Source organism: Mycobacterium shunyiense (genome assembly GCF_058270075.1).
Window position 1 is genome coordinate 376,590 of the sequence record NZ_JBZDPU010000008.1, and the last position, 17,981, is coordinate 394,570.

At 62.0% G+C, this 17,981-nt stretch carries 17 protein-coding genes; 6 read left to right on the forward strand and 11 right to left on the reverse strand.

Going from position 1 to position 17,981, the window contains the following annotated elements; genetic code table 11:
- The 10 genes from AC4ELH_RS08675 to AC4ELH_RS08720 all read right to left on the reverse strand — a co-directional run bounded on the left by AC4ELH_RS08675 (position 1) and on the right by AC4ELH_RS08720 (position 9,090).
- Positions 1 to 888, reverse strand: coding sequence for a 3-hydroxyacyl-CoA dehydrogenase family protein (locus AC4ELH_RS08675; RefSeq protein WP_498884019.1), 888 nt, complete (start codon positions 886 to 888; stop codon positions 1 to 3).
- Between the two features lie 9 nt (positions 889 to 897).
- Positions 898 to 1,776: a 3-hydroxyacyl-CoA dehydrogenase family protein gene (locus AC4ELH_RS08680; RefSeq protein ID WP_498884021.1), complete on the reverse strand. Its 879-nt coding sequence runs from the start codon at positions 1,774 to 1,776 to the stop codon at positions 898 to 900.
- Between the two features lie 20 nt (positions 1,777 to 1,796).
- Positions 1,797 to 2,549, reverse strand: coding sequence for an SDR family NAD(P)-dependent oxidoreductase (locus AC4ELH_RS08685; RefSeq protein ID WP_498884023.1), 753 nt, complete (start codon positions 2,547 to 2,549; stop codon positions 1,797 to 1,799).
- Positions 2,546 to 3,769 carry an acyl-CoA dehydrogenase family protein gene (locus AC4ELH_RS08690; RefSeq protein ID WP_498884025.1) on the reverse strand — a complete coding sequence of 408 codons (1,224 nt, stop codon included), beginning with the start codon at positions 3,767 to 3,769 and terminating at the stop codon, positions 2,546 to 2,548. Before AC4ELH_RS08690 ends, AC4ELH_RS08685 begins: the two co-directional genes overlap by 4 nt.
- On the reverse strand, positions 3,766 to 4,557 hold the full coding sequence (locus AC4ELH_RS08695; protein ID WP_498884027.1) for an enoyl-CoA hydratase/isomerase family protein: 792 nt from the start codon (positions 4,555 to 4,557) through the stop codon (positions 3,766 to 3,768). The genes AC4ELH_RS08690 and AC4ELH_RS08695 overlap by 4 nt, the downstream gene beginning before the upstream one ends.
- Positions 4,554 to 5,795 (reverse strand): CaiB/BaiF CoA transferase family protein, encoded by a 1,242-nt coding sequence (locus tag AC4ELH_RS08700; protein WP_498884029.1) that lies wholly within the window; start codon positions 5,793 to 5,795, stop codon positions 4,554 to 4,556. Before AC4ELH_RS08700 ends, AC4ELH_RS08695 begins: the two co-directional genes overlap by 4 nt.
- Before the next feature lie 83 nt (positions 5,796 to 5,878).
- Positions 5,879 to 7,111: an NAD(P)/FAD-dependent oxidoreductase gene (locus AC4ELH_RS08705; RefSeq protein WP_498884031.1), complete on the reverse strand. Its 1,233-nt coding sequence runs from the start codon at positions 7,109 to 7,111 to the stop codon at positions 5,879 to 5,881.
- Positions 7,105 to 7,425 (reverse strand): 2Fe-2S iron-sulfur cluster-binding protein, encoded by a 321-nt coding sequence (locus tag AC4ELH_RS08710; RefSeq protein ID WP_498884033.1) that lies wholly within the window; start codon positions 7,423 to 7,425, stop codon positions 7,105 to 7,107. Before AC4ELH_RS08710 ends, AC4ELH_RS08705 begins: the two co-directional genes overlap by 7 nt.
- A 73-nt stretch (positions 7,426 to 7,498) precedes the next feature.
- Positions 7,499 to 8,680 carry a thiolase family protein gene (locus AC4ELH_RS08715; RefSeq protein ID WP_498884035.1) on the reverse strand — a complete coding sequence of 394 codons (1,182 nt, stop codon included), beginning with the start codon at positions 8,678 to 8,680 and terminating at the stop codon, positions 7,499 to 7,501.
- On the reverse strand, positions 8,677 to 9,090 hold the full coding sequence (locus tag AC4ELH_RS08720; protein ID WP_498884037.1) for a Zn-ribbon domain-containing OB-fold protein: 414 nt from the start codon (positions 9,088 to 9,090) through the stop codon (positions 8,677 to 8,679). Before AC4ELH_RS08720 ends, AC4ELH_RS08715 begins: the two co-directional genes overlap by 4 nt.
- A gap of 359 nt (positions 9,091 to 9,449) precedes the next feature.
- On the opposite strand from AC4ELH_RS08720, the gene AC4ELH_RS08725 reads away from it, so the two are divergent.
- From AC4ELH_RS08725 to AC4ELH_RS08735, 3 genes are all read left to right on the forward strand, one after another.
- The gene (locus tag AC4ELH_RS08725; RefSeq protein ID WP_498884039.1) at positions 9,450 to 10,289 is read left to right on the forward strand and encodes a DUF2889 domain-containing protein; all 840 of its coding nucleotides are present in this window, start codon (positions 9,450 to 9,452) and stop codon (positions 10,287 to 10,289) included.
- Complete coding sequence (locus AC4ELH_RS08730; protein WP_498884041.1) at positions 10,289 to 11,521, forward strand: cytochrome P450; 1,233 nt, start codon at positions 10,289 to 10,291, stop codon at positions 11,519 to 11,521. Before AC4ELH_RS08725 ends, AC4ELH_RS08730 begins: the two co-directional genes overlap by 1 nt.
- 208 nt (positions 11,522 to 11,729) lie before the next feature.
- A complete protein-coding gene (locus AC4ELH_RS08735; protein WP_498884043.1) occupies positions 11,730 to 13,328 on the forward strand; it encodes an AMP-binding protein in 1,599 nt (532 codons plus the stop codon).
- A 91-nt stretch (positions 13,329 to 13,419) separates the two neighbouring features.
- Here AC4ELH_RS08735 and AC4ELH_RS08740 read toward each other — a convergent pair whose 3' ends face one another.
- Entirely contained in the window at positions 13,420 to 14,268 is an 849-nt protein-coding gene (locus AC4ELH_RS08740; RefSeq protein WP_498884045.1) for a FadR/GntR family transcriptional regulator, read from the reverse strand.
- A 228-nt stretch (positions 14,269 to 14,496) separates the two neighbouring features.
- Here AC4ELH_RS08740 and AC4ELH_RS08745 point away from each other — a divergent pair, with 228 nt between their 5' ends.
- The 3 genes from AC4ELH_RS08745 to AC4ELH_RS08755 all read left to right on the forward strand — a co-directional run bounded on the left by AC4ELH_RS08745 (position 14,497) and on the right by AC4ELH_RS08755 (position 17,911).
- On the forward strand, positions 14,497 to 15,069 hold the full coding sequence (locus AC4ELH_RS08745; RefSeq protein ID WP_498884047.1) for a hypothetical protein: 573 nt from the start codon (positions 14,497 to 14,499) through the stop codon (positions 15,067 to 15,069).
- A gap of 116 nt (positions 15,070 to 15,185) precedes the next feature.
- Positions 15,186 to 16,841 (forward strand): GMC family oxidoreductase, encoded by a 1,656-nt coding sequence (locus tag AC4ELH_RS08750; RefSeq protein WP_498884049.1) that lies wholly within the window; start codon positions 15,186 to 15,188, stop codon positions 16,839 to 16,841.
- On the forward strand, positions 16,838 to 17,911 hold the full coding sequence (locus tag AC4ELH_RS08755) for a zinc-dependent alcohol dehydrogenase (RefSeq protein ID WP_498884051.1): 1,074 nt from the start codon (positions 16,838 to 16,840) through the stop codon (positions 17,909 to 17,911). The genes AC4ELH_RS08750 and AC4ELH_RS08755 overlap by 4 nt, the downstream gene beginning before the upstream one ends.
- Positions 17,912 to 17,981: the final 70 nt, after the last annotated feature.

Genomic DNA, 17,981 nt, shown 5'->3' on the forward strand with positions numbered 1-17,981 from the left:
TCACTTGCTCCTGTCGGTGGGCTGTTCGGTGCGGAATCCGTGGCCGTTCTTATCGCCGAGCCGCCCGGCTGCCACCATTCGGCGCAGCAGGGGCGGCGGGGCGTATCTGGGGTCCGCAGTTGCGGTGTACGCCGCTTCAGTGGAGTGAAGATGGACGTCGAGGCCGATCCTGTCGAGCATGCGCAACGGACCAGTTTCGTAGCCCAGGCCCAGTTCGAGCGCGACGTCGATATCGTCTGCGGTGGCCAGTCCGTCATCGAACTCCTGGATGACATCATTGAGGTAGGGCAGGAGCAACGCATTGACCAGAAAGCCTGGACGGTCGGCGACTACCACCGGGACTTTGTCGCCGAGAGTGCCGACAAATGCGACCAGTCGGTCGACGAGGCCTTCGTCGGTTTGTAGCGCCGAGACGACCTCGACCGTTCGTGTCAGCGGCGCCGGGTTGGAGAATTTCAAGCCGGCCACGCGGCCCGGGTTCGACAAAATCGCCGCGAGATCTGTGACCGATAACGCCGAGGTGTTCGTCAGAACCGGGGTCTGCTCGTCGACCGTCTCGGCTACCTCGGTCAGCAGCGCCTTTTTCGTCCCGACATTCTCGGTGACGGCCTCAAGAACGGCGTCGACTGAGGACAGCTGAGCGACGGTGGTGGCAGCGGTGATCCGACCCAGCACGATGTCCTTGTCAGCAGCATTGAGCTTGCCGCGTGCGATCTCGCCGGCGAGAAACGTCCCGACCGTGGCGAATCCAGCGTCGAAGCGTTCACCGTCGGTTTCGAGAACGACTACGTTGCGCCCCGAAGTGGCGAGGACGTGGGCGATACCGGTGCCCATGGTGCCGAAGCCCAGGAGGCCTATTGTTGCGAAGTCTGTGGTGGACTCATTCATAACTAATCCTCAGGATCCGAAGAGGCGGGTGTCGTCGTACTCGTAGAAGCCACGTCCCGTCTTGCGTCCGAGGTCACCAGCGGCAACCATGCGCGCGACCATTGGCGGCGGGAAAAACTTCGGGTCACGCAACTGCTCGTAGAGGCGCGTCGCGACCTGCTGGTGAATATCCATTCCGACGATGTCGAGCAGGCGAAATGGTCCCATCGGATGACCCAGCGATCCGAGTACCGCGGTATCGATTTCCTCTTTGGTCGCGACCTTGGCTTCGAGAGCGCGAATGCAGGAGTTTTCCCATGGGATGAGGAAACGGTTGACGATGAAGCCAGGCCGGTCCATGGTGACCACGCCGGTCTTGCCGAGACCGGTCAAGAACTCGACGGTCGCCTCGTGTACCCAGCCCGCGGTGTGCCGCCCGTCGGCGATCTCGACAAGCTTCATCAGCGGTGCCGGGTTGCAGTAGTGAGTGCCGACAACACGCTCCGGCAGCCGCGACCCGGACGCGATACCCGTCACCGACAGAGTGGAGGTGTTGGTATGGAAAAGCGTGGATTCGGACACGATGTCGTCGAGTTGACCGAAAAGGCTCTTCTTCAACGCCTTATCCTCGAACACGGCCTCGACAACTACGTGGCATGGGGCAAGGTCGGCAAGGTCGGTGGTGCCCGAGAGGGCATCCTTGGCGGCCTGACCAGAGGTGGCGTCGAGCTTGCCCAGCTTCACGCTTTTGTCGAAAAACCCATGCACCGTGTCTATTCCGCGCTGCAGGTTCGCTTCATTGATGTCGAAGAGAATCGTCCGGTGGCCTGCACGGGCCATAACGGTCGCGATTCCCGAGCCCATCGTGCCGGCACCGAGGACGGCGACGGTCATACTGGTGTTGCTCACTGGATCTCCTGAATCGGTTGTCAGCGGACGCTCTGGCCGCCGTCGATGACGATGACTTCGCCGGTCATGAAATGTGAAGCGCTGCTTGCCAGGAGCAGCAGCCACGGCTTGAGTTCATCGGGCGCACCCATTCTGCGGGCAGGGATGGCTCGCACCACCTTTGCCATGGCGTCCGGGTCGTCGCGTAATTCTGCATTCAATGTCGTGGCGAAGTATCCGGGCGCGATGGCGTTGACTTGGATGCCGTTACCGGACCATTCGATCGCCATCGAGCGGGTGAATGCGATCACCCCGGCCTTCGACGCCGAATACGCCGCGTGATTCGCCACTCCCTGCAGGGCGAAGTTTGAAGCGATGTTCACAACTTTGCCCGCGCCCTGGGCGATCATGTGGCGGCCCACAGCGCGGGTAGCCAAGTAGGTGCCGCGCAGATTCGTCGCGATCACTCGGTCCCACTCGTCCGAGGACTGTTCGATAAGCGGGGTTGAGGCGACGATGCCGGAGTTGTTGACCAGGATGTCTACCCGGCCGAACGTCTCGATCGTCGCGTTGACCATCTGCTGCACCGAATTCTCGTCGGTGATGTCGGTCGGACAAGCCAGTGCCTGTCCACCTTCCGACTTCACGTCGTCGACAAAGCTGTCGAGCTCGGTTGCTGTACGGGATGCCACGGTGACCGATGCGCCTGCGTCGGCCAACGCCTTTGCCATCGACCGGCCGAGTCCGCGGCCGGCGCCGGTGACAATCGCGACATTTCCGTGCAGTGATGTCATGCCAGCTCCTTCATCGCGCCGGTGATCTCGCGGCCGATGAGCAGCCGCTGGATTTCGTTGGTGCCGTCGTAGATCTGAGTGACTTTGGCGTCGCGCAGGCAACGCTCGACGCCGAGGTCGGTGAGATCGCCGTAGGGGCCGAGGATGCGGGCGGCCTCAAGCGAGGCCTGAAAGCCCAGATCGGTGCAGGACTGCTTCATCACACCGATTTGCCCCGGGGTGATCTTCGGGTCGGTGTCGACCTGGCGGGCGACTGCCTGCAGCAGCAACCTGCTTTGCAGAATTTTTCCGCGCAGGTCGGCGAGCGCGAAGGTGTGCTCGTCGGACAGTCGGTTGTCGTACAGCCGGGTCAATGCGGCCAGTGTTCGGGCGTACGCGGCGCGAGCGAGACCGACGCCCTGGGCGGCGGCACTGATCCTGGACTTGACGACCGCGCTCATCACGATCGACCATCCGCGGCCCTCGTCGCCGAGGAGGTTTGTCCGCGGGACCGCGACCTGGTCGAAGAACAGTTCGGCGGTGCTCGACCCGTGCATTCCCATCTTGTGGAACGGCTGACCGCGTTCGACGCCATCCCAGTTGCCCTCGACGACGAAAGCGGTGATGCCGTCGCGTCCACGAGTCCGGTCGACAGTGGCGAAGCAGATGATCACGTCGGCGCGATCACCGGTCGTGATGAACGTCTTCTGTCCGCTCAACGACCAAACCTCCTCGGCAGGGGTGGCGGTTGTCGTCAAGCTCGACATGTCGGAGCCGGCCTCCGGTTCGGTGATGCCGAGTGCCCCGTAGCGGGAGCCGTCGAGCAGGCCCGGAATATAGCGGCGCTGCAGTTCGTCGCTGCCGGCGAGCAGGATCGGGTACGCCGCGTGCATCTGGGTCATGAAGACCAGGCTGGTCGCGGCACAACCGGCTGTGATCTCTTCCATAGCAACGGCATACGCCACGGTTGTGTCGTCGGTACCGCCGAGATGTTCGGGGAAGATGAGACCGCATAGCCCAGCTGCGGCGAGCGTCTGGATGCCTTCGTGAGCGAATTCGTGTGTGCTGTCCAGTCCCGCTGCGCGGGGGGCGATTTCGCGCGCGACGATGTCGCGGGTACATGCGCGGATCTCACGATCACGGTCGGTGAGCAAAGCGTCTGCCGCCGGTTCGTCGAGCAGGGCGTGTAGTGCCAGGTACGCCTGTGGGTCGGTGTCGATTTCGAGCGGTTGGATACTCATCGGGGTACCTCCGCGGTCGAGAACTTCGCGGGCCGGCGTTCGAGGAAGGCGCTGATTCCTTCGGAAGACTCCGCGCCGGCCACAGCCAATGCCGCCAGACCGGTCTCGGCTGCGAGACCGGTGTCGAGGGTTGCGTCGCGGCTCAGCTCAAGAACGTGCAGGATCGAGCGAACCGCATTCGGACCTTGCGCTGCAATTCTTTCGGCCACACCTACCGCAGTCGGCATCAACTCGCCAGGAGAAACAGGAGGTATCGGGGTCAGCCCCAGGGCGTAGGCACGCTCGGCGTCGAGGCGGGCTCCGGTGAGCATCAGATGGGCCGCAGCCTGCTGTCCCACCGCGCGGGGCAATCGCTGGGTGCCCCCGTACCCGGGGATCAATCCGAGTCCGGACTCGGGCAGGCCGAACGAAGCGTTGGTCGACAGCACCGGGAATGTTGAAGCGAGCACCAGTTCAAAGCCGCCTCCGAGGGCGATGCCATTGACAGCGGCAACGATCGGGATCGGCGCCTGTTCAATGGTCCGGAAGGCACATTGGCCCGCAGCCATCACCTCATGCGCCCGGTCGGAACCCATGTCGGCGAGCTCTTTCAGATCGGCGCCGGCGCTGAACGCTTTTTCGCCGCTGCCGATGATGACAACCGCTCGACAGGCGGGATCGTCGGCCGCTTGGGTCACCGCTTCCACCAGCGAAGCAATGAGCATACCGTTGAGCGCGTTGAACGCCTTGGGCCGATTGATCGTCAGTGCCGTGACGGCACCGATGCGGTCGATGTGCAGCTCACTCACGAAGCACCCTCCTCATGAACGACCGCAACCGGTTCGCCCACCGCGCCACTGGCGACGAGGGAGGTCACCTCGTCGTTGCTGTAGCCGAGCGCGAGAAGCACCTCGCGAGAGTTGGCACCGAGGCCCGGGAACCGCTCGTTGCGCGGTTCAACTACCGAGGCCAGTCGGAATGGGCTGTGCACTGTCATCAAATCGCCCGTGGAATCGGGCACCGGCATCAGTGATCCTCGGGCCAGAACTTGTGGATCCTTGACGACCTCAGATAGGGATTGAACCGGTGCGACCGGCACATCAGCGTCCTCAAGTATTCGGATCCATGCGGCAGCCGGTCGACTCAGCAACCGATTGGCGATGGTTGCGGTGATCGCTGCTCGGTGCTCACGGCGGCCGGCGTTGTCGGCATAACGAGGGTCTGCGGCGAGCGCAGGAAGTCCGACCGCGGCGCAGAAGCGCTGCCACATCGTATCGTTACCGATTGCCACGACGATGTTCCGGTCGGCCGTCTGGAATGGCTGGTACACCGCAAGCACTGAGTCGGTGCCGCCGCTGGGTGAGGGTTCGGGTTCGCCGGCGAGGTAGGCCGCGATTCGCGGAGCCATCAGCGCCAGGTCGGTGTCGAGCAAGGAGACATCTATCATCTCTCCTTCACCGGTGCGCGCTTGGCGAACCAGCGCCGCATTGATCGCGATCGCAGCACACATCCCAGTCACCACATCCGACAGGGCTGTCGAAACCCGTTGCGGGCTACGGTTCTTTTCTCCGGTAACCGACATCAGGCCGGAGCGTGCCTGGGCCACAAGGTCGTAGCCTGGAAGAGTGCTGTCCGGTCCGTTCAAACCGAACCCGGAGATGGCGCAATAGACCAAGCGCGGGTTCCGGGACCGTAGTGTGTCTGCGTCGATGCCCATCCGAATCAGCTTGCTGGGGTTCATATTTTGAAGGAATACGTCTGCGCTATCGAGCAATCGCAGCAGCACATTCCGGCCTGCTTGCGTCCGCAGGTCCAGTGCCAGTGATTGCTTATTACGGTTCGCTGAGGCAAACCACGCTGAGGTGCCTTCGACGAACGGCGGGCCCCAACTACGGGCGTCGTCACCACCTTCAGGGCGCTCAATTTTGATTACCGTGGCACCGAGATCTGCGAGGTACATGGCCGCCGTGGGACCGGCATACGAAGTGGTCATATCGACCACCCGTAGTCCGTACAAGGGACCTGCATGCTCGACCTTCGTGGTCATCGCCATCCTTTACGAAAACGGGACTTGGTTGTTGAATCATCAAGTGAGGTTCTGCTGGTCGACCCGAAAGGGGCGACTATCTCTCACGGTTCGATCAAGTGCTTTAGCGAAACATCTGTGTCGGCGGCACGATCTGGGCTGATCGTGGAACCGGTCGACAATGCCTTCCGGACTGCGAGGTAGTCCGGCGCCCGGTTGACCGAGGTGCCCGCAATCAACCGCCCGGCGCAGTAGTACAGGGCAGAAAAGCATTCCTCGGTTTGAGACCCACGAACGACGACGTCGTCGAATCCGTCACTGAGGCCCGCCATTTGGAGCTTGAGGTTGCCTTGATCGGACCAGAACCACGGGACGGCGCTGTAGGGTTCAGCTTTTCCCACCAGGGTGGCCGCCGCCGCTCGAGCTTGGTCCACCGCGTTCTGCACGGACTCGAGTCGGACGTATTGCTCGGGTTGCAGGGGGTTCGGCGCGAGGGTGCAGTCGCCGGCAGCGACGACTCGGGGATCGCTCGTCCGTTGGAACCGGTCGACCACGATCGCCTGCTGCCGAACTTCGAGACCGAGCAGTTCGGCGAGTTCAATGCGTGGCTGTACACCGATCCCGATCAGCACGAGATCGGCCGGCACCCGTGTACCGTCGTCGAGCAGTACTCCGCTGACGTTCTCTGCCGAGCCTTCGATCTCGGTCACCGTCCGGTTCAGCCGAATTTCCGTCCCCCGGCGTCGGTGAGCATCGAGGAGGAAACCTGAGACGATGGGATCAACAGCTCGCGCGGCCAGCCGGTCCTGGGCTTCCACGACGACCACCGTGGATGCCCAGTCGCGGGCAATGGATGCGGCTTCCAGTCCGATGAACCCGCCACCGATGATGACGACTCGGTTCGCCTTCGGAAGGCAGCCCATCAGTAGCCGGGCGTCATCGAGAGTGTGTAGGTAACACACTCCCGGTAGATCTGCGCCCGGCACCGGTGCTCGACGCACCCGCGCCCCAGTGGTCAGCGCGAGACGTTCAAACCCGAACTCGGCGCCGGCGTCTGTCCGTGCACATCCCCGATCCAGGTCAACGTCCACAATATGAGTGCCCGGGACAACAGTGATGTGCTGGTCGCGGTAGAACTGTGGAGTACGCAGGGCGAGAGCATTCGCGCCGATCTGCCCCTTGAGGAACGCCTTCGACAGGGGGGGCCGCTGATATGGAGCGTCCGGCGCGGACCCCACTACAGTGACCGGCCCACGATGCCCGTTCACTCGAAGTGACGCTGCGAGCTCGACACCAGCATGCGAAGCCCCGACCACCAGGATTCCGTCAGTCACCATTGCGTCTCCGGAAGGCGGACGGTCAACCCGTCGAGTTCGGGACACATCTCGAGCTGGCAGGAAAGCCTACTGGCTGGGCGGATCTCTGCGGCAGCGGACTCGAGCATCTCCAACTCTTCGGCACTGGCCGGTGGAAGCTTTTCACGCCACGGGGATTCGACGTATACATGGCAGCTCGCGCAGGACAGGGAGCCCCCACATTGCGCATCGATGCCGGGAATGCCGTTGCTGACCGCGGTGGACATTACCGTCGCCTCGGGATCGGCCTCGACGACGTGTTCTTCTCCGCTATCTTCGATGTATCGCAGTTTCATGGTGCTGTCCTCCTTCACTGCTCGCGCCGCCTGGCGCGTTGCGGTTGTTCTTGCCGGTGGGTAGTGCGTCCGTTCATGCCTTCGCCAGCAGCACGGCCCCACCCAGCGGTCCTCCACCAACGCCGACGACAGCGACCCTGGGGTCTCCGCCTACCTGGGTGCCTCCAGCCTCACCCCACAGTTGTCGGCAGGCTTGGTACAGCAAGCCGTACCCATGCAGTCGACCGCCGGACAGTTGACCGCCTCCGGTATTCAGCGGCAGCTCCCCTTCGTCCACCGCGATTCGCTTGCCGCCCTCGACGAACTTCCCGGCTTCACCCTTGCCGCAGAACCCGAATGCTTCTAGCCAGATCAATGTGAAAATGCTGAAGCCGTCGTAAAGCTCAGCAACATCGACATCTCCGGGTGTGAAATCCGAAAGCTTCCAGAGCATCTCGCAGGCATCCCGCGCGGCCATGCTCGTTAGATCGTCGAACTGGTCCCAATAACCTGATCCGTGAAGCGCGCTACCGAGTGATTCGATATAGAGCGGATCCCGCCGCAGTTGCCGTGCGACCGAGGCCCGGGACACAACCACCGCTGCGGCCCCATCGATAGGTGCATCGCAGTCGTAAAGACACAACGGTGAAGAGATGACCCTGGCCGACAGATAATCGTCGAGCGTCAACGGGTCCTGATACACACCATATTCGGTTCGAGCCGCGTTGGCGCGGCCGTTGAGAGCAATCTGTGCGAGTTGTTCGCGGGTGGTTCCGTATTGGTGGAAGTGACGCATCGCGAACATCGCGCTCATATTCACCGCTGACATGGCACCGAAGGGCGCGGTCCACTGATGGACTCCGCTGGCTCGTCTACCATCGGTGCCGGCGACGCTCGCGCGGCGGTGCGGCGTCTGCGCCGAGGATTCCCATAACGAGCGGTAGACCAGCACATTGTCGGCTAGGCCCGCAGCGATCGCACCAACCGCCTCGAACATCGCGCCAAGCTGTCCGGGAGTCTCTCCTGCTCCGCAGAACCAGGAGACCTTCAGGCCCAACGCATGCCGAAGTTCGGCGATAGACGCCCCATTGTGCCCGGGAAACGGCTTTCCGCCCGCGCCAGGGTAAGTCGCGATCCCGTCGATATCGGATAGTTCCAGGCCAGCGTCGCGCACAGCACGACGGGTCGCTTCAACGGTGAGCGCGATAGGGGAGCGTCCGAGGCGCCGACCCACCTGGCTGAGTGCGGCACCGGTAACCGCAGCAACGGGTTTCATCGGGTTACCTCCGGCCGGAACAATGGGAGCCAGACATCCTCGCGGCACTCGAAGGTGACCCGCACTCGCATGCCGACGGAAACGCGCTCTGGGGCGCAATCGATCAGTCGGCTCATAAGTCGGAGATTCTTCTGCTCGGCCAATTCAACGACGGCCAGGACATAGGGCACGGCCATGCCCGGGAGCCATGGTTGGTGGTTGACCGTGTAGGTCAGCAGGGAACCAGCGCCGGATACCGGGCGGGGCGTGACATCATCGCCTCCGCACCGATGACAACTCGGCACCGGCGGGTGTATCCACAACTCACAGGTGTCGCACCTGTTGATCAAGAGCTCACCTTCACGGCCGCCTGTCCAGAACGCGATGTTGTCGACGTCGAGCTCCGGCAGGGGCGGGAGAAGTGTCGTCATGCATGTCTCCAAACTCACGTTCCGTGGGTGCCTGAAACTCTTCCTGTGAAGGTTTCGAGATAACTGATTGAACAACCTGTGTAATATCCTACAATTGCAGGCAACGAAACGCTAGTGGCAGATCGAGGGAAGGTGAGGTCACCAACATGTCGTTCGCCCTGCATCCGCGGCACGGCCTTCATCGACCGACGCAGGGCACACCGCCACGTCCGCCGGGTTCGGTACGGCGGACCGCCTCACTCGACTTGCTCCGACCGGACGGGGTGGACGGATCACTGGTTGTACGGGCGAGGTCGCGCGACCTGATCACCGATGAAAGTGGAGCGACAGGACCGTCCTTTGAGTCCTCGTGCCGTGCGGTGATCGCTTTCCATCGCGACTGGACACTGACCAGCCTGACCACCGAGCCCGCCCACCCTGAACTCAAGGAGCTTCTCGATGCCCGGGTCAGTTCCGGATTTCGCCACAAACTCGGCGAGGTTGCTGCGGATCTGGCCGCCTCGGATAACCGGTTATACGCACTGCTCGATGATCTTCCGGGCGTGACTTTGATATCCGGTCTTGCCCACCGGGCACAAGAACATAGCCTCGGTCGTTCCCCCTCGATTCCACCCGGCCGCCCGAGTATGGCGTCGGACGTCTGCGCGGGGTACGTCACGGGCGGAACGATCCTCATCGAGGTCGCGGTGTCCGGGGCGCCTCCGTTAGTCACCGGACCGGAGGTGCCGCCTCTGGAAACGGCTGATCCGGACGGTTGGCACCAAATGGAATCGTTGCCTGTACATGCGATGCGGCGAGCACGCCGCATCGATGTTCATCCAGGCCAGCCATGCACCGCTGACGTGCTGTTCCGCGATTCGCACGTGCGGGCCGACGGAGTGGAGACCGTGATTCACGAATATCGCATCTCACTCGAGATCGACGACCATCCCGTACCCGTTGTCCGCCGCTGCGCCGCCACACCGCTGGTGCTGCCGTGGATGGAGTGTCCGGTCGCGGCTGGTAGTGCGGGCCGGATCGAAGGTGTGGCATTGGCAGACCTACGCGCGCACGTGAGCAAGCAGTTCCGTGGGGCTGCGACCTGCACCCATCTCAATGACGCTCTACGCGGATGCGCCGACGTACGCGAGCTGCTCCAACTTGCGAGGGCCACGACCCTGCATAGCCCGAGCTTCCCAGATGAAAGGCCGACAAATTGATGATCAACCAGGCTACGGTCTCCGTGCTCGACCCGGAGATCAACCAGGACCCGTTTCCATACTTCAACGAATTGCGAGAACAGGACCCGGTTCACTGGAACGCCCGACACCGGGCCTGGTTCATCACTCGCTACGACGACGTCAAGACGGGACTCCGCGATCCCCGGCTGTCAGTGGACCGGATCCAGCCCTACATCGAGCGCCGACTCAACGCCGAAGAGAAGGTGCTGTTCCAGGATACGTTCTCACTGATGGAATCGTTCTTGCCTTTCCGCGATCCGCCGCAGCACACGCGTTTACGCAAGATCGTCCAGGTGGGGTTCACCCCGGCCGTGGTAGCCAAACAGGCTGACGGCGTGGAAGAGATCACCAAAACACTCGCTGACAACGTAGTGACCAAGCTGCGCCGGGGTGAGACGGTCGACCTGGTGTCCGAGTATGCGCGTCCGCTGCCGGCCACGGTGATGGCTCGCATGGTGCACCTCGCAGATCTGGACAGTCACCTGATCGACGCGTGGACGACGGATCTGTCGCTGTTCATGGGTGGAGCTGTCGACGACCCCGACCGCAACAAGAAGATCCACCGGGGGGTGTCCAACATGGCAGACCACATCGCCGAAGTGCTGAACAACTACGACGGGGACCACACTGATGTGGTCGGCTCACTGCTGGCGGCCGAGGCGGACGGAGACCGGCTCACCCGCAAAGAGATCATCGCTACCTGCATCCTGATGATTTTTGCCGGCTACCGAACCACGGCGTGTTCGACGGCGAACGCGATCAACCACCTCCTGGATAAACCCGAGTTGCATCGAAGGCTGCAGGCGGACCACAGTCTGCTGCCTACAGCTCTCGAGGAATTCATGCGTTTCGAAGGACACGCCCGCATCGCTATTCGTTGGGCAGCCGAGGAGTTCGACCTGCACGGCAAGACGATACGGCCTGGCGACCGCGTCTTCCTCGTGCTGGCCGCGGCAAACCGAGATCCCCGCCAGTTCCCAGATCCTGACCGGCTCGACATTGATCGCAAGCCGAACCAGCACCTCGGGTTCGGCTGGGGCATGCATCACTGCCTCGGTGCCCCGCTGGCCCGCGTCGAGATGGCGTCAGCCCTGCGCTTCTTCCTCTCCGAGTTCCCTCCGGTCGCACCGACCGGTCCCGATCGACAATGGGAAAAGCTCCTGACGAACCGAGCGCTGGCTCGACTCGACGTTCGCATGGCTCAGCACTAGGGAAGGCCGACACCCCAGGAAATTCGAAAACACACTGCGCCGCCGACGATCACGCCCTCAATGTCTCCGCAGTGATAGTGCGATCCGAACCGGACTGCCGCGGTAGCGAGTATCTGTCAGTGCCGGCATTACCCCGGCCGTCTCTGGTCCACCGGACCAACACCGAAAGGAACAATCAGTGACCGCTAGCACGTCAATAGATCACGCGGTGCCGACAACGGTTACGCAATGGATCGCCGAGGCCGCCAAGGAAGCAAGCGAGCAGATATTCCTCGATTTCACCGAGGGGGAGAGCTACACCTACGGTGAATTCGACCGGCTGACCAACAGACTCTCGCGTGGCCTCAGTCAACTGGGCGTCGAACCGGGCGACACGGTTGCGACGATGCTCGACAACACCATCTATGCCGTCGCGGGGTGGGTCGCGGCCAATAAGACCGGCGCCATAAATGTTCCGGTGAACACCTCGCTCAAAAGTGAGTTTCTTCGGCACATTCTCGACGACTCACAGGCGAAAGTACTGCTCATCGAGGCCCACTATGCGGATCGTCTGACACCGCTGTGCGCCCGAATTCCGAGCCTCGAACACGTAGTCCTCGTCGGCGCCGAACAGCACCCCGGTCTGCCCGGCACTACGGTCACCGTAGATCGACTTCTAGAGCATTCCGATGCGCCGCTAGAGGACCCGAACACCCCCCGAGATCTCACCGCGATTATCTATACCAGCGGAACGACAGGCGTCTCGAAAGGCTGCATGATCAGCCACAGCTATGCAATTCACATCGCCCGTCAAGAGCTGGAAGTCAGCCGTCGCCAGCCCACCGAGCCCTCGTACACTTGCCTGCCGTTATTCCACCTCAACGCCGCGGTGATCAACGTGCTTTCGACGGTCGGGGTCAAATCGAAGATCACCATCGCTCCCCGCTTCAGCCTGTCCGGGTTCTGGCGCGACATCCGCCGCAGTCAAGCCCGCAGCACCAGTCTGCTCGGCGGAATGATCCCGCTGATCGCCAAAGCGCCCGACACACCGGACTCGCTCGCCTGCCGCGGCCAATTACGCTATGTCGCCGGACAGCCGTGGCCAGGTGATACCCAGCAGATCTTCCGGTCACGATTCGGAGTAGAAATGGCAGGTTCACAACGGTATTCGATGACCGAGGCATTTGCGGTCACCAGCTACCGCTACAACGACGGGCCGCCCCCGCCGGCAGGATCGTCAGGACGCCGCAACGAGTATTTCGATGTCAGAATCTTCGACAACGACGACAACGAACTTCCCCCGGGCGCGGTCGGGGAGATTGTCGTCCGGCCACTACTCCCAGGCATCATGTTCGACGGCTACTGGCAGCGTCCCGAAGCTACCGTCGAGGCCTTTCGAAACCTGTGGTTCCACACCGGCGACTGCGGTTACATGAACGGGGACGGCTTTCTGTGGTTCGCCGATCGCAAAAAGGACTACATACGCAGGCACGGCGAGAACATCTCAAGCATGGAGGTCGAGATGACCGTGCAGACACATCCAGCCGTCCACGATGTCGCCGCACATGCGGTGACATCGGATCTCAGTGAGGACGAAGTGAAGATTTGTGTCGTCCCGATCAGCGGGACTGCGGTGCGGCCAGACGAGTTGTTCCAGTGGTGCCTCGACAAAATGCCATACTACGCCGTTCCGCGCTACGTCGAGATCGTCGATGACCTTCCCCGCACTCCTACCGGCAAGGTACAGAAGTACGCGCTGCGCGCCGCTGGTGTAACCGAGGCCACGTGGGACCGAGAGAAGGCGGGGTTGGTGGTACCACGCGACTAACGGCCAGTGCCGGCCTTCAATCCGGTCGACGCGGACAACCGAAACGACGTCGAACGCCGGCGGCCTGAAAGCCGTGAAAATACGGCGCCCGTCATCGAGGTTGGGTGCCACGGTTGTCGACGGTGATGTGCTCGCCCGGTAACTGCCGCTCTTGTGCTTGCCGTTGGTGAGCGATGATGTGCTCACGCAAGAAACTCAGATGCTCGATGATGGCCCGCTCCCCCGCATCGGGGTCACGATCAGCAATAGCGTCGAGAATCGCCTGATGCTGACGTACCCCCGTCCGACCTACCTCTGGAGACATATCGAGATACCGCACGGGTTCGGTGTGCTTGTGCAGCGCTCTGATCAATGCAGCAAGCACACGATTCCCGGAGGCATCGGCGATTGTCGTATGGAACTGCGAGTCAAGTTCGGACACCTGCGGATCGTCGACGGACGCCGCTCTTTGTCGACCCATGATTTCGACCAAGCGAGCTAGATCGTCCTCCCTACGATTGACCGACGCTCCCCGTACAGCTGGGACTTCGAGATGCTGTCGCACCAGAGACAGCTCCGCGAAGTCGATTCGCCCCAGACTGAGCAGGCTGTGCAACGAATCTGACACTGATTGACCCAGGGACTCCGTATCGATATTGCGGACGAAGCTCCCGCCCCCCTGGCCGGGGACCTTGGTGATCAAGCCCTGGGTGCTGAGGCTCCTCAGCGCTTCGCGCACGGTATTTCGGCTCACGCCGAACTGACGCGTCAGTTCCGACTCCGACGGGAGGCGATCGCCACCGCTGAGTTGGCCCGACAGGATCGCATGGGCGATCTGGTCTTCGACCTGCTGCCTCGGCCGCAGCACCTTCTGGCCGAGCAGGCCCCGGCTTTCGGCTTCCCTACTGGGATCGACCTGTTCGTGCCACATCACCGTTTCTCCGTTTGCCAACCTGTTCACCACCGATCTTCAAGGTCAGTTTTGCACAACTGTGCAGTAAGTAAGTCGCCCCTCGTCGCAGTGCGGTATCTTGACTCAGCTGTAGGGAATGTGCTACTAATCACATTATGCTTAATGTAGAATTTTAGCTCACTTGGTCATTACTGGCGCGCCGCGTTGTATCCAGCGGGTGCTCTGACCGCCCAAGTCAACTCCCAAGCCCAAGCCAACTCCCAAAGGAGGAGAGCGATGAAGAAGTTCTTGCAAGAGACCCAAGAGTGGCTGACCAACATCCAGAAGGCAGCCGATGCCGCACAGGACGCTCGTCACAAGGGCATCCTGTACAACTACCTCCACCACGCCGCACACGAACTCTCGGGCAATATCGATGGACTCCTCTCGACCGAACTGACGATCGAGAAGCCGGTGTACCGGGCACGACTGGACGGCGCTGCCGAGGCGGTCGTCATCGACGGGTCGGAGGCCGTGCGTGGTTTCTATGGCCGACTCAACGACGGTGTCATCACCATGGCCGACGATCGTTTGGCAGTGGCAGACTGGGGATTTGCCGCATACAACTGGCTCAAGCTCACGATAACGGGAGCCAAGCTGATCGAGCTTGGCACCGAGGTCGACGACCCCGCCGCCAGTTACGCAGTCACGCGGCCACTGTGCATGTTCTGGGACTATGACCACCACGGCAAACTGATCGGCGAGAATCTCTACGAGGCGTCGGTACCCAAGATCACCAAACTCGACCCAGCCGAGGTCGTCACCTTCGACGAGGTAACGGAAATCGCGCGGCAGTTCCTGCCACGCTGACCCGACGCCCTGGGGCAGTGAGTGCCTGCCCCGCCCATCGCATTCGGTCACATCCAAGTAAACAACGGATTGCACAGGATGCACGCACCCAAAATGCGTTCCCCGAGGGACAGAGAATGAACCATTTTGACTACATCATCATAGGTAGCGGCGCGGCAGGATCAGTGCTGGCCGAGCGGCTCAGCCGCGACCCTGGAAATTCCGTACTCGTTATCGAAGCAGGCGGGCCCGACCGTCATCCAATCCATATGGTGCCCAAGGGCTTCTACTTCACAATGAATAACCCCAAGTACGCGAAGCTCTTCCAGACCGAGCCCTACGGCGACGGCAAGATCGATACCTGGCATCGCGGGAGCATCATCGGTGGTTCGACAACAGTCAATGGCATGGTCTGGAACCGAGGGTGGGCTCACGCGTACGACGCGTGGGAAAAAGCGGGCAACAAGGGCTGGAACTGGCAGCGCTTCCTCGAGGCATTCCGAGCGCTGGAGAAGCACGAACTCGGAGGGAACACCCTGCGGGGAGGGTCAGGACCGGTCGACATCACTATCGCCAAGCCCTGCGAAGTCGTCAGCGACGCACTCATCATGTCGCTCGGCCGGCTTGCGATCACCCATACCGACGACGTGAACAGCACAGGGGACGACCGCGTCGGTTACGTCACGTCGAACATCAAGCGCGGAACGCGAGTGAGTGCCGCGCACGCCTTCCTGCGCAGTGCACGCCGTCGCAAGAACGTAACCGTGGTGAACCACACCGAAGTTTCGCGGATCACGCTCACCGGGACCCGGGCCTCGGGTGTCGAGGCGAACAGCAAAGGCCGAACTGTCTCCTTCAGGGCGAACAAGGAAGTGCTCGTCTGTGCGGGCTCGCTGGAAAGTCCTTTGCTCCTGGAACGCAGCGGCATCGGCGCCCCCGAGGTGCTCCGTGCCGCCGGGGTACCCGTGCGCGTCGAGAGCCCGAAGGTAGGCGAGAACCTACACGAGCATCGCGGCATCCTGTTCCAGTACCGGCTGAAGGGAAAAACTGGCTTCAACCACCAGATCAACGATGTAGTCAAGCAACTTTGGACCGGTGCAAAGTACCTCTTCACTCGCCAAGGCGTCATTTCATACGGCGGCTACAACCTCATCGCCATGTACCGATCCGACTCCGCCTCACCAGAACCGGATACCCAAAGTTTCTTCACGCCCATTTCGACTTCGGGAGTCGACCCCACCACGGGGCGGATGATGGTGGACAAGTTCTCTGGGGGAATGTTTCTCACCTTCCCTATGTTCCCGACAAGCACTGGGTCCATCCACATCACCGGCCCCGCGGTCACCGACAAACCTAGGATCATCCCGAACTTTCTTGCCACCGAGCACGACCGGCAGATGATGGCCAAGGCGGTGACCAAAGCCCGCGAGATCGCCGCTACAAAGCCGTTCGCCGATTACATCGAGGACGAAGTCGTCCCCGGCCCCACGCTCGTCACCGAAGCCGACATCGCAGACTACGCCGTCAATAACGGTGCCACCGGCTACCACACGCTCGGCACCTGTGCGATCGGCCCCAATGATGACGATGTCGTCGACGACCGCCTTCGGGTCCGCGGTACCACCGGGCTGCGGGTCATCGATGCCTCCGTGTTTCCCGCTATGCCCTCCGGCAACAACAACGCCCCGACCCAGGCCCTGGCTTGGATCGGAGCGGAGCTCATCACCGAAGACAACGGTGCCGGTTCGCCAAACCACACAACACCGGAACGACAGGAGAAAGAAATCATATGAAAGCCATGATCTTCCGGGGACCTAAACAGGTGACCATCGAGAGCATCCACGAACCCACGGTAGGGCCGGAAGACGTTCTAGTTCGACCGTTGGCGGTGTCCTTCTGTTTCTCGGAACTGCACATGTACCACGGTCTGTGGGGACGCGAGCTCGCAGGGTGCATTCTCGGACACGAGGGCGTCGGTGTCGTGCAAGCGGTCGGATCGAATGTCGACGGCTGGTCGGTCGGCGACAACGCCGTCTACGACCCCACTCTCGGATGCGGTTGCTGCGACCTGTGCAACGGGGGCCTTCGCCGGGCCTGCTTCAATGGCCCTGCGGGCCAGCCCTTCGGGCTATTCGCGGATCTCTTTGCCGCGCCGGCGTATCGGTGGCGTACGGTTCCCTCGGAACTGAGTGTCTCGGGCACCGCGAATATCGAACCCTTCTCCGTCGGCACCCGGCACATGCGTCACTCAGGGATCACCACGGGCGACAACGTCGTCTTCTTCGGGCTCGATGATTACGCGGGTAGCGCACTCCAATGGGCTGCGGCGTCCGGACTGGGCAAGATCGCGGTGGTCGAACCCGTCAAGATCCGGCAGGACTTCGCGAGGTCGCTCGGTGTGGACCGCGTCATCGACCCATCCCAGGAAAACGTCCCCGCAGCGGTTCGCGAGATCATGCCGCTCGGCGCCGACGTGGCGTTCGTCTCCGCCGAAGAATACATCCCACAGGCCTACCGCTATCTCGGCGACGCATCGCGGTCGGTTCGCCTCCAAGGCCGGCTGAACATCATCCGGGCATACAACGGTGCAATCTTCGAAGACTTTCCAGGGATGGAATTCTGGGCCAAGGAGCAGACACTCACTGGGTCCGGGATCGCATGGGCGGACGAGAACTGGCGCGGCGGACAGGCCCGAGGCGACTTCCAAGCGACGATGGATGGCGCGGTCAAAGGACACCTCGACATGGAACGTGGCCTGACCAAATTCTCCTGGAACGACCTCAACTCCCAGAAACAACTCGAGGAGATCCTCGATGCCTTGCCGTACGAAATTTACAAGGCTCAATTCACCTTCACTTCTTGACGACGTGTCTCACCTGCTTAAGCCCGTGGCCGTGAGGCTCGCACTTGCACCTACCCGACGCATCCGCATC

Coding starts and splice junctions, on each gene's coding strand:
- AC4ELH_RS08755 (WP_498884051.1), top strand. CDS start 16,838: ATGAAAGCCATGATCTTCCGGGGACCTAAACAGGTGACCATCGAGAGC.
- AC4ELH_RS08685 (WP_498884023.1), bottom strand. CDS start 2,549: ATGACATCACTGCACGGAAATGTCGCGATTGTCACCGGCGCCGGCCGC.
- AC4ELH_RS08710 (WP_498884033.1), bottom strand. CDS start 7,425: ATGAAACTGCGATACATCGAAGATAGCGGAGAAGAACACGTCGTCGAG.
- AC4ELH_RS08730 (WP_498884041.1), top strand. CDS start 10,289: ATGATCAACCAGGCTACGGTCTCCGTGCTCGACCCGGAGATCAACCAG.
- AC4ELH_RS08715 (WP_498884035.1), bottom strand. CDS start 8,680: ATGAAACCCGTTGCTGCGGTTACCGGTGCCGCACTCAGCCAGGTGGGT.
- AC4ELH_RS08690 (WP_498884025.1), bottom strand. CDS start 3,769: ATGAGTATCCAACCGCTCGAAATCGACACCGACCCACAGGCGTACCTG.
- AC4ELH_RS08750 (WP_498884049.1), top strand. CDS start 15,186: ATGAACCATTTTGACTACATCATCATAGGTAGCGGCGCGGCAGGATCA.
- AC4ELH_RS08675 (WP_498884019.1), bottom strand. CDS start 888: ATGAATGAGTCCACCACAGACTTCGCAACAATAGGCCTCCTGGGCTTC.
- AC4ELH_RS08705 (WP_498884031.1), bottom strand. CDS start 7,111: ATGGTGACTGACGGAATCCTGGTGGTCGGGGCTTCGCATGCTGGTGTC.
- AC4ELH_RS08720 (WP_498884037.1), bottom strand. CDS start 9,090: ATGACGACACTTCTCCCGCCCCTGCCGGAGCTCGACGTCGACAACATC.
- AC4ELH_RS08745 (WP_498884047.1), top strand. CDS start 14,497: ATGAAGAAGTTCTTGCAAGAGACCCAAGAGTGGCTGACCAACATCCAG.
- AC4ELH_RS08700 (WP_498884029.1), bottom strand. CDS start 5,795: ATGACCACGAAGGTCGAGCATGCAGGTCCCTTGTACGGACTACGGGTG.